This window comes from Pseudomonas sp. NPDC089554 (assembly GCF_050280645.1).
Lineage (GTDB): Bacteria > Pseudomonadota > Gammaproteobacteria > Pseudomonadales > Pseudomonadaceae > Aquipseudomonas.
The window spans coordinates 1-10,448 of the sequence record NZ_JBNNVR010000131.1 but is presented as its reverse complement, the minus strand read 5'-3'; the positions used below and the strand labels follow the sequence as shown (position 1 = coordinate 10,448).

Here is a 10,448-nt window from a genome sequence, read left to right as displayed (position 1 = left end):
GGCTTGCCCGCGAAGAAACCACTGCGGTGTATGGCCAGGGCTTTGCCCTGGTTCGCGGGCAAGCCCGCTCCTACAGGGGGGCCAGGACAGCTTCAGGCAGGCATCAACGTCGCAATCAACGCCCTTACCGTCCCCGGTAGGGCATCCAGCTCACGTACCAAAATGCTGCGCTCTCGCACCGCCCAGGGTTCGTCCAGGTCAATGGTCACCAGGTTCATGGTCTGGCTGTGCCGCACGGCCGCTGATTCGGGAATGATGCCGATGCCCACCCCGGCTTCGACCATGCGGCAGATCGCCTCGAAACTCGACATCTGGATACGCAGCGCCAGGCTCAGGCCGAGGCGCTCCACGTGGTCGCGCAGGAAAGTCAGCAGCGTGCTGCCGTCATGCAGGCCAATGTGCTGGTAGGCCAGGGTCTGGCGCAATGTCACCTGGCTGTACGCGGAAAGCTCATGGCCATGGGGCACGATCAGCACCAGGCGATCGGTGCTGAAGCGCATCACTTGCAGGCCGCTGGCCTCCACCGGGCCGGCGATGATGCCCATGTCGCTGCTGCCATCGAGCACCCCGCGCACGATATCCCGTGACAAGCGCTCCTGCAGGTCGACCGTCACCCCGGGGCGGCTGGCGAGAAAACCGGCCAGCACCTCGGGCAGGAACTCGGTCACCGCCGTGGTGTTGGCGAAGATGCGGATATGCCCCGCCGAATCGGTGCCCAGCTGGGTGAACTCGGCTTTCAGGTAGTCCACCTGGCGCATGATCAGCCGCGCGTGCATCAGCAGCTTGTGCCCGGCCGGGGTCAGCTCGACGCCACGGCTGTCGCGGTACAGCAGGCGGGTATCGAGCTGCGCTTCGAGGGCCTTGATACGCGCGCTGGCGGCGGCAGGAGAGAGGAAGGCGCGGCGCGCACCCTGGGTCAGGCTCGGCGATTCGCCGATGTGGATGAAGAGCCGCAAGTCAGCCAGGTCGAAGTGCATGGGGAGTCCTGTCGGGAATTGGCGTTCGGCATTTATGAACGCTGGCTTACGCAAATGCAAATTCACAGAATGCCAGCTGCCTCGCATGATCGGCCCACAAGAACAACGACGAGAGGCCCCGCCCATGACCGCTGCCATTGCGCCCACCGACTTCACTGCCTGGCTAGGCCGCACCGAAGAAGCCTGGGATGTGCTCAGCCGCAACCTGGTCAAGCGTATCGCCGCCACCTTCGGCGAGCCGGCTCCGGCCCATGGCGAGGCGCTGCCGCATCTATGGACCTGGTGCTTTTTCCAGGAGCCGGTCGAAGAGGCCAAGCTGGGCAGCGACGGCCACCCCGCCCGAGGCGGCTTCCTGCCGCCAGCCGATAATCGCAACCGCATGTGGGCCGGTGGCCGGGTCGAGTTCATCGCGCCCTTGACCGTGGGCGGCGAGGCCCATCGCCTGTCGACCATCGTGCACATCGAGGAAAAACAAGGGCGCACTGGCGCGCTGCTGTTCGTCACGGTGCGCCACGAGTATTCCCAGGAGGGCCGCCTGTGCATCCGTGAAGAACAGGACATCGTCTACCGCGAGCCGACCCCGCCCAAGCCCGGCAGCGGCGAAGCCTGCCCGGCGGGGCAGTGGAGCGAGGCCATTACGCCCACGCCGACCCTGCTGTTCCGTTATTCGGCGGTGACCTTCAACGGCCACCGCATCCACTACGACCACCCTTATGTCACCGCCACCGAAGGCTACCCAGGGCTGGTGGTGCACGGCCCGTTGATCGCCACCTTGAACTTGCGCGCATTCGTCCGCGCCCACCCTGACAAGCCCGTGCGGCACTTCGCCTACCGCGGCGTGCGCCCCCTGACCCTGCCTGCGGCATTCAGCGTGGCTGGCTGCATTGAGGCGCCGGGCAAGGCGCGGCTGTGGGCCGGCAATGAGGACGGCGTGGCGCAGAGCGCCGAAGTGTCGTTCGACTGAACCCTTGCGAACCAGCAGAGAACCCCGACATGCAGAGCTACGACAGCGATGACCTCAACGCCATCCGCGAAGGCGTGCGCGCCCTGTGCGCCGAATTCGACGCCGCCTACTGGCGCGAGATCGACGAACGCAAGGGTTTCCCCGAAGCCTTCGTCAAGGCCATGACCGACGCCGGCTGGCTGTCGGCGATGATCCCTGAGGAGTACGGCGGCTCGGGCCTGGGCCTGGCCGAGGCCTCGGTGATCCTCGAGGAGGTCAACCGCTGCGGCGGCAACTCCGGCACCATCCACGGGCAGATGTACAACATGTTCACCCTGCTGCGTAACGGCAGCGAGGAACAGAAGCGCTTCTACCTGCCCAAGCTTGCCAGCGGCGAATTGCGCTTGCAGTCGATGGGCGTGACCGAGCCGACCACCGGCACCGACACCACCAAGATCAAGACCACCGCCGTGCGCCAGGGCGACAAGTACGTGATCAACGGCCAGAAGGTGTGGATATCGCGGGTGCAGCATTCCGATCTGATGATCCTGCTGGCACGTACCACGCCTTTGCTTGAGGTGAAGAAAAAGTCCGAGGGCATGTCGATCTTCCTGGTCGACCTGCGCGAGGCCATCGGCAACGGCCTGACCGTGCAGCCGATCGCCAATATGGTCAACCACGAGACCAACGAGCTGTTCTTCGACAATCTGGAAATTCCCGCCAGCAGCCTGATTGGCGAGGAGGGCAAGGGTTTTCGCTACATCCTCGATGGCCTGAATGCCGAGCGCACGCTAATTGCCGCCGAGTGCATCGGCGATGGCCGCTGGTTCGTCGAGAAGGCCAGCCAGTACGCCCGCGACCGCGTGGTGTTCGGCCGGCCTATCGGGCAGAACCAGGGCGTGCAGTTCCCCATCGCCGAAGCGCACATCGAGATCGAGGCCGCCGACCTGATGCGCTGGCGTGCCTGCGAGGAATACGACAGCGGGCGCAATGCCGGGGCGGCGGCGAACATGGCCAAGTACCTGGCGGCCAAGGCCAGCTGGGAGGCGGCCAACGCCTGCCTGCAAACCCACGGCGGCTTTGGCTTCGCCAACGAATACGACGTGGAGCGCAAGTTCCGCGAAACCCGCCTGTACCAGGTGGCGCCGATCTCCACCAACCTGATCCTGTCGTACGTGGCCGAGCACCTGCTCGAGCTGCCGCGCAGCTTCTGAGGAGCCGACCATGCGTGATACCCAAGCACTGGCCACGTTCCTGGCCGACCTGCGCTACGAACACATCCCCGGCCCCGTGCTGGACCGCACCGAAGACCTGTTCCTCGACTGGCTGGGCTCGGCGCTCGCCAGCCAGGGCGCCCACCCGATCCCGCTGTTCGAGCGCTACGCCGAGCGCATGGGGCCGAGTGAGGGCCGGGCGCGGATCCTGGTGAACGGGCGCGGCACCTCGGCCTATTTCGCCGCCTTGGTCAATGGCGCGGCGTCGCACCTGGTGGAGCAGGACGACCTGCACAATAGCTCGGTATTGCACCCGGCCACTGTGGTGTTCTCCGCCGTGCTGGCCGCAGCCCAGGACCTGGGCAAGTCCGGCCAGGACTTGCTGCTGGCATCCGTGGCCGGCTACGAGGCGGGCATCCGCATCGGCGAGTTCCTTGGCCGCTCGCACTACCGCATCTTCCACACCACTGCCACGGTCGGCACCTTGGCCGCCGCCGTGGGCGTTGGCAAGCTGCTGGGCTTCGACCGCGAACGCTTCATCAACCTGTTGGGCAGCGCCGGTACCCAGGCCGCCGGGTTGTGGGAGTTCCTGCGCGATGCCGCCGACTCCAAGCAACTGCACACCGCCAAGGCTGCCGCCGACGGCTTGCTGGCCGCCTACCTCACCGCCGACGGGCTGAGCGGGGCGCGCAACATTCTCGAAGGCGAGCAGGGCATGGCGGCGGGCATGTCCAGCGATGCCGACCCTGCGCGGCTCTCCGACCGCCTGGGCACGCGCTGGGCGCTGGCGGAAACCTCGTTCAAGTTCCATGCCTCGTGCCGCCACACCCACCCGGCAGCCGATGCCCTGTTGCACTTGATGCAGCGCGAAGGCCTGGCCCATGAGCAGATCGCCGAAGTGGTGACCCGCGTGCATCAGGGCGCCATCGATGTGCTGGGCCGGGTGACCACGCCCAGCACCGTGCACCAGGCCAAGTTCTCCATGGGCACCGTGCTCGGCCTGATCGCCGTGCACGGCAGCGCACAGCTGCTCGAATTCCGCGACCTGGCGCTGACCGACCCACGGGTGGCGACGTTCCGTGAAAAGGTGCGCATGCAGTTGGACCCGGAAGTGGACGCCGCCTACCCGGCGCGCTGGCTGGGGCGGGTTGAGGTGCGTTGCGTCGATGGCCGACAGTTCAGCGCCGCCATCGACCAGCCCAAGGGCGACCCGGGCAATGCCCTGTCGCGCCCGGAACTGGAGGCCAAGTTCCAACGCCTACTGGCCTATGCCGGGCAGCGCAGCGAAGCCGAAGGCCGTGCGCTGATCACGCGGGTCTGGCAACTGCGTGATGCGCCGTCGCTGGCCGACCTGCACTGACTACCGAACAGGAACTCGCCATGATTTCATCTGCGCCCCGCCCGCTGGACGGCATCACCGTCGTCAGCCTGGAACATGCCATCGCCGCGCCGTTCTGCACCCGCCAACTGGCGGACCTTGGCGCCCGCGTGATCAAGATCGAACGCCCAGGCGCTGGCGACTTCGCCCGCGGCTACGACCAGCGCGTCGACGGCCTGTCGTCGCATTTCGTCTGGACCAACCGCTCCAAGCAAAGCCTGACCCTGGACCTCAAGCAAGCTGAAGCCCTCGACATTCTCCAGGCGCTGCTGGCCAAGGCCGATGTGCTGGTGCAGAACCTTGCGCCGGGTGCAGCCGGGCGCATGGGGCTGTCGTTCGAGGCCCTGCACGAGCGCTTCCCGCGCCTGGTGGTGTGCGATATCTCCGGCTACGGCGAAGGCGGGCCGTACGAGAAGAAGAAGGCCTACGACTTGTTGATCCAGAGCGAGGGCGGCTTTCTCTCGGTGACCGGTGGGCCGGGTGAGCAGGAAATGGCCAAGGCCGGTTGCTCGATCGCCGATATCGCGGCGGGTATGTATGCGTATACCGGCGTGCTGTCGGCGCTGATGCTGCGCGACAAGACCGGCGTCGGCAGCCGGGTCGATGTGTCGATGCTGGAGAGCCTGGTGGAGTGGATGGGCTACCCGATGTACTACGCCTACAACGACGCCCCCCAACCGCCGCGGGCCGGCGCCTCGCATTCCACCATCTACCCCTATGGGCCATTCCCTACCGGCGATGGCGGCACGCTGATGCTCGGGTTGCAGAACGAGCGGGAGTGGGCCGTGTTTTGCGAGAAGGTGCTGCTCGACCCGGCGCTGGCCAGTGACGAGCGCTTCTGCGCCAACCCCAAGCGCTCGGCGAACCGCGAAGTGCTGCGCCAGATCATCATCGAAGGCTTTGCCGCGTTGACCCTGGACGAGGTTGTGGCGCGCCTGGAGGCTGCGCAGATCGCCAATGCCCGGGTCAACGACATGCACGGCGTGTGGCAGCACCCGCAACTGCGCGCCCGTGACCGCTGGCGCGAAGTCGACAGCCCGGCCGGGCGCGTGCCGGCGCTGCTGCCGCCGGGGCGCAACGCGGCGTTCAGCCCGCGCATGGACGCGGTTCCGGGCCTGGGCGAGCACAGCCAGGCGATTCTCGAGGAACTGGGCTTTGCGGCCCAGGAGCGGGCGCGGCTGGCCAACGCGGGTGTGGTATGAGCGCCGGGGTCGTGCGTTCGGCACTGTTCGTGCCGGGCAGCCGCCCGGAGCGCTTCGCCAAGGCCCTGGCCGCAGGCGCCGATGCTGTCATCGTCGATTTCGAGGATGCGGTGGAAGAGCCGCTCAAGCGCCAGGCCCGCGATAACCTGGCGCGCTTTTTAGGCGAGCAGCCGCAGGCCAGGGTGTGGGTGCGCGTCAACGCGCCGGAACACCCCGGGCACGCCGATGACCTGGCGTTCTGCGCGCAGCAGGCGGGGGTGGCGGCGGTGCTGCTGCCCAAGGTGGAAAACCCTGTCCAGGTGGCCGTGGCCCACCGCACGGGCAAGCCGGTGCTGCCGATCATCGAGACGGCCAAGGGCTTGCTGGCGCTGGAAAGCATCGCCCGGGCCGAAGGGGTTGAGCGCCTGTCGTTCGGCAGCCTAGACCTGGCGCTGGACTTGAACCTCAACACTGAAAGCGCCGCCGCTCAGGGCTTTCTCGACCAGGCGCGTATGGCGGTGCAACTGCATTCGCGTGGTGCCGACCTGGCGCCACCGTTGGACGGGGTGTTCCCCGCCATCGGTGACCCCGAGGGGCAGCAACGGGCGATGCGCCATGCCTACGACATGGGCTACGGCGGTGCGCTGTGCATCCACCCCAGCCAGGTGCCGCTGATTCATGCCGTGCTGGCGCCGACCGCCGAGGAACTGGCGTGGGCGCGGCGGGTGCTGGCGGCGAGCGTGGCGGCCAATGGCGCCGGGGCGTTCCAGTTGGAGGGGCAGATGATCGATGCGCCGGTGCTGTTGCGTGCGCAGCGGGTGTTGGCGCGGGGGGGGGTGGAGTCCTGATGTACTGGTTTCGGCCTCTTCGCGGGTTTACCCGCGAAGAATGCGCACTGGCCCCGGCGTTCGGCTCAGCCAAACGCAGGCTTACACAAAAGCTGATTCTCGAAACACCGGCACCTGAGCCATCGTGACTGTAGCAACGCGTCCTTACCTTCCAACAACAATAAAAGGTGACACCGATGTTGAAGCTGACCCAGGCGCTGTTGTGCGCCGCCGCCGTGTCCATGGCCGGGCTCGTCCAGGCCGCCGACCCGGTCATCATCAAGTTCGCCCACGTGGTGGCCGACAGCACGCCCAAGGGCCAGGGCGCGCTGATGTTCCAGAAACTGGTGGCCGAAGACCCCAAGCTCAGTGGCAAGGTCAAGGTCGAGGTCTACCCCAACTCGTCGCTGTTCGGCGACGGCAAGGAAATGGAGGCACTGCTGCTGGGTGACGTGCAGATGCTGGCGCCGTCGCTGGCCAAGTTCGAGCACTACAACAAGCAGGTGCAGATCTACGACCTGCCGTTCCTGTTCGACGACCTGGCCGCCGTCGACCGCTTCCAGCAAGGCCCCCAGGGCAAGGCGCTGCTGACTTCGATGGAAGACAAGGGCATCCGTGGCCTGGCCTATTGGCACAACGGCCTCAAGCAACTGTCGGCCAACAAGAAGGTGATCCTGCCCAAGGATGCCCGCGGCCTGAAGTTCCGCGTACAGGCATCCAGCGTGCTCGAGGAGCAGTTCAAGGCCATTCGTGCCAACCCGCGCAAGATGAGCTTCGCCGAGGTCTACCAGGGCTTGCAGACCGGCACCGTCAACGGCACCGAGAACACCTGGTCGAACTACGAAAGCCAGAAGGTCCACGAGGTGCAGCCGTTCTTCACCGAGACCAACCACGGCCTGATCGACTACATGGTGATCACCAACGCCAAGTTCTGGAACAGCTTGCCGGAAGATGTGCGCGGCGAACTGCAAGTGCTCATGGACCAGGTCACCGTCGAGGTGAACAAGCAGGCCGAAGCGCTCAACCAAAGCTCCCGCCAGAAGATCATCGACGCCAAGACCAGCGAGATCGACCCCCTCACCCCCGAGCAGCGCGAGCAGTGGCGTGAAGCCATGCGCCCGGTGTGGAGCAAGTTCTCCGAGCAGATCGGTGCCGACCTGATCCAGGCCGCCGAAGCCGCCAACAAGGCGTCCTGATCGCGCCCTTCGCCCAGGCCACCGCTGCACGCGGTGGCCCGGCCTCTTCCTGTCCGGAGAATGCCTATGCAAACGTTAAGGCGTGCCTGGGAGCACTTCGAGGAGGGCATGATCGCCTTCCTCCTGGCGGCCATGACCTTGATTACCTTCATCTACGTCGCGCTGAACAACCTCTACGGGATGTTCTACAGCCTCAGTGACCACTGGGCGTTCGCCAGCGACGCGCTGCTCGCCATCGGCGACCACCTGATGGGCTACGCCCAGGAAATGACCTGGAGCATCGCCCTGACCAAGGCGCTGTTCGGCTGGTTGATCTTCTTCGGCATCGCCTATGGCGTGCGCACCGCCGGCCACCTGGGGGTGGATGTGCTGGTGCGGCGCACGCGCAAGCCGGTGCAGCGGGTGCTGGCGATGATCGCCTGTGCCTGCTGCCTGGCCTATGCCGGGCTGTTCCTGGTGGCGAGCATCAAGTGGGTGAACGCCGTGCTGGCCGCCGGTATCGGCGCCGAGGACCTTGACCGCTACGGCATCCAGATCGGCCATATCGCGATGATCGTGCCCTTCGGTTTCGCGCTGATCATCGTGCGCTACCTGGAGATCTTCTACCGCATCTTCACCCACCGCCAGACCGGTCTCGGCCTTGCCGACGAAGCCGCGGAAGCGAGCAAGCTGGCCAACCCAGGCGAGGAGCATCACTGATGACCGTCATCTGCCTATTCGTGCTGCTGTTCGTCTTCATGTTCCTGGGCGTGCCCATCGCCATTTCCCTGGGCTTGTCGGGGGCGATTTCGATCCTGCTGTTCAGCCAGGACTCGCTCAGCTCGCTGGCGATCAAGCTGTTCGAGACCTCCGACAGCTACACCTTCCTGGCGATCCCGTTCTTCCTGCTGTCGGGGGCATTCATGACCACCGGCGGCGTGGCGCAGCGCCTGATCGACTTCGCCAACGCCTGCGTCGGGCACATTCGCGGCGGCCTGGCCATTGCGGCGGTGCTGGCCTGCATGCTGTTCGCCGCGCTGTCGGGCTCCTCGCCTGCCACCGTTGCCGCCGTGGGTTCGATTGCCGTCGCCGGCATGGTGCGCTCGGGTTACCCGCGTGAGTTCGGCGCCGGCATCATCTGCAACGCCGGGACCCTGGGCATCCTGATTCCGCCGTCGATCGTCATGGTGGTGTACTCGGCCGCGACGGAAACCTCGGTGGGCAAGCTGTTCATGGCCGGGGTGATACCGGGCATCCTGCTGGGCGTGTGCCTGATGGTGGCGATCTACATCGTCGCGCGCATCAAGAAGCTGCCCGCCCAGCCGCGCGCAAGCTTCGCCGAATGGCTGGGTACCGCACGCCGTGCGTTCTGGGGCCTGTTGCTGCTGGTGATCATCCTGGGCGGTATCTACAGCGGCCTGTTCACCCCCACGGAAGCGGCGGCGGTGGCGGCGGTGTACTCGGCGTTCATCGCGCTGTTCGTGTACAAGGACATGCGCCTGCGCGACTGCCACAAGGTGCTGCTGGAGTCCGGCCGGCTGACCATCATGCTGCTGTTCATCATCGCCAACGCCATGCTGTTCGCCCATGTGCTGACCACCGAGCAGATTCCCCAGCAGATCACCCAGTGGGTGCTGAGCGAAGGCCTGACGCCGCTGGGCTTCCTGTTGATGGTGAACGTGGTGCTGTTGATTGCCGGCAGCTTCATGGAGCCTTCGGCGATCATCCTGATCCTGGCGCCGATCTTCTTCCCGATCGCCATGCAGCTGGGCATCGACCCGATCCACCTGGGCATCGTGATGGTGGTGAACATGGAGATCGGCCTGGTGCACCCGCCGGTGGGGCTGAACCTGTTCGTCACCAGCGCGGTGACCGGGTTGACCCTGGGGCAGACGATACGTGCGGCGTTGCCGTGGCTGTCGATCCTGTTGCTGTTCCTGATACTGGTGACTTACGTGCCGTTCATTTCGCTGGCACTGCCGCAGTGGCTGGGGATGCCGTAGGGGAGGAGAAGGGGCGCCCGAGGCGCCCCTGGGCCTCAGTTGGCCGGGCGTTGCTTGGTGGCATCGATCTCGGCTTTCTTGCCGGTGGTAACCTCGGTGATCTTCGCCGACTTCTCGATGGCCAGGTCGAAGGTGTCCTGCATCTTGGCGATGGCGTCGGTCGGCGTGCCCTTGAGCCCGCCGCTGGCGGCCCAGTCGAAGTTCCACACGCCGGAGAGGTTGTCGGCACCGGCTACGTCGTGGGTTTCGATGGCGGTGAACACATCCGGGTGGCGCTGCATGTACTTGGCGGCATCGGACACGTCCTTGGGCACGTTGCCCGAGGCGTTGTCGGCCAGCTTGTCGAGTTCCTGCTTGGTGATCGCCGACTTGCCGTTCTGGCGCATGTAGTCGGCGATCGCCTTGCTCGACTTGGCGCTGTCCAGCGAGCTGTTGAAGCTGGAGGTCGATGACGAGGGCGTGTTCGGCCCGCCACCGACAGGTGGGATGTTGGACATGACGCGACTCCCTGAGCGAATGAAGTGGGAGCCGACGGTAGCATGGGCTATTGGCCAGTACGCTTGGGCTTCACAACGATTCACAGCGGGCGTGAGATTTCACAGGTGGGGGAGTCGCGGTGCATGGCACCGGCGGTGCCGGTGTTCGCGGGCAAGCCCGCTCCTACAGGTTCGCCATGGGGGTGGTTGGGGCGGGCGTGGGCGCGGACCCGGGGGAAGCCCGGGCCGTGGTCAGCTGTTCTGGAGGTCCGGT

10 protein-coding genes are annotated in these 10,448 nt (G+C 66.0%); 8 read left to right on the top strand and 2 right to left on the bottom strand.

Features of this window, described 5'->3' with window-relative positions; translation table 11 throughout:
* Positions 1-92: 92 nt before the first annotated feature.
* Complete coding sequence (locus ACQKPE_RS24595) at positions 93-977, bottom strand: LysR family transcriptional regulator (RefSeq protein ID WP_427669271.1); 885 nt, start codon at positions 975-977, stop codon at positions 93-95.
* 124 nt (positions 978-1,101) lie between these two features.
* Here ACQKPE_RS24595 and ACQKPE_RS24590 point away from each other — a divergent pair, with 124 nt between their 5' ends.
* The 8 genes from ACQKPE_RS24590 to dctM all read left to right on the top strand — a co-directional run bounded on the left by ACQKPE_RS24590 (position 1,102) and on the right by dctM (position 9,698).
* The gene (locus ACQKPE_RS24590) at positions 1,102-1,941 is read left to right on the top strand and encodes an FAS1-like dehydratase domain-containing protein (RefSeq protein WP_427669270.1); all 840 of its coding nucleotides are present in this window, start codon (positions 1,102-1,104) and stop codon (positions 1,939-1,941) included.
* 29 nt (positions 1,942-1,970) lie between these two features.
* Positions 1,971-3,134 (top strand): acyl-CoA dehydrogenase family protein, encoded by a 1,164-nt coding sequence (locus tag ACQKPE_RS24585; protein WP_427669269.1) that lies wholly within the window; start codon positions 1,971-1,973, stop codon positions 3,132-3,134.
* Between the two features lie 10 nt (positions 3,135-3,144).
* The gene (locus ACQKPE_RS24580) at positions 3,145-4,494 is read left to right on the top strand and encodes an MmgE/PrpD family protein (protein ID WP_427669268.1); all 1,350 of its coding nucleotides are present in this window, start codon (positions 3,145-3,147) and stop codon (positions 4,492-4,494) included.
* Between the two features lie 20 nt (positions 4,495-4,514).
* Positions 4,515-5,714, top strand: a complete 1,200-nt coding sequence (locus ACQKPE_RS24575) for a CaiB/BaiF CoA transferase family protein (protein ID WP_427669267.1) — start codon at positions 4,515-4,517, stop codon at positions 5,712-5,714.
* Positions 5,711-6,541 (top strand): HpcH/HpaI aldolase/citrate lyase family protein, encoded by an 831-nt coding sequence (locus ACQKPE_RS24570; protein WP_427669266.1) that lies wholly within the window; start codon positions 5,711-5,713, stop codon positions 6,539-6,541. Before ACQKPE_RS24575 ends, ACQKPE_RS24570 begins: the two co-directional genes overlap by 4 nt.
* Before the next feature lie 176 nt (positions 6,542-6,717).
* On the top strand, positions 6,718-7,716 hold the full coding sequence (locus tag ACQKPE_RS24565; protein ID WP_427669265.1) for a TRAP transporter substrate-binding protein: 999 nt from the start codon (positions 6,718-6,720) through the stop codon (positions 7,714-7,716).
* Positions 7,717-7,782: 66 nt separating this feature from the next.
* Positions 7,783-8,415 carry a TRAP transporter small permease gene (locus ACQKPE_RS24560; protein WP_427669264.1) on the top strand — a complete coding sequence of 211 codons (633 nt, stop codon included), beginning with the start codon at positions 7,783-7,785 and terminating at the stop codon, positions 8,413-8,415.
* Positions 8,415-9,698: a C4-dicarboxylate TRAP transporter large permease protein DctM gene (gene dctM, locus ACQKPE_RS24555; protein WP_427669263.1), complete on the top strand. Its 1,284-nt coding sequence runs from the start codon at positions 8,415-8,417 to the stop codon at positions 9,696-9,698. Before ACQKPE_RS24560 ends, dctM begins: the two co-directional genes overlap by 1 nt.
* A 35-nt stretch (positions 9,699-9,733) precedes the next feature.
* Here dctM and ACQKPE_RS24550 read toward each other — a convergent pair whose 3' ends face one another.
* The gene (locus ACQKPE_RS24550; protein ID WP_427669262.1) at positions 9,734-10,195 is read right to left on the bottom strand and encodes a hypothetical protein; all 462 of its coding nucleotides are present in this window, start codon (positions 10,193-10,195) and stop codon (positions 9,734-9,736) included.
* Between the last annotated feature and the right edge of the window lie 253 nt (positions 10,196-10,448).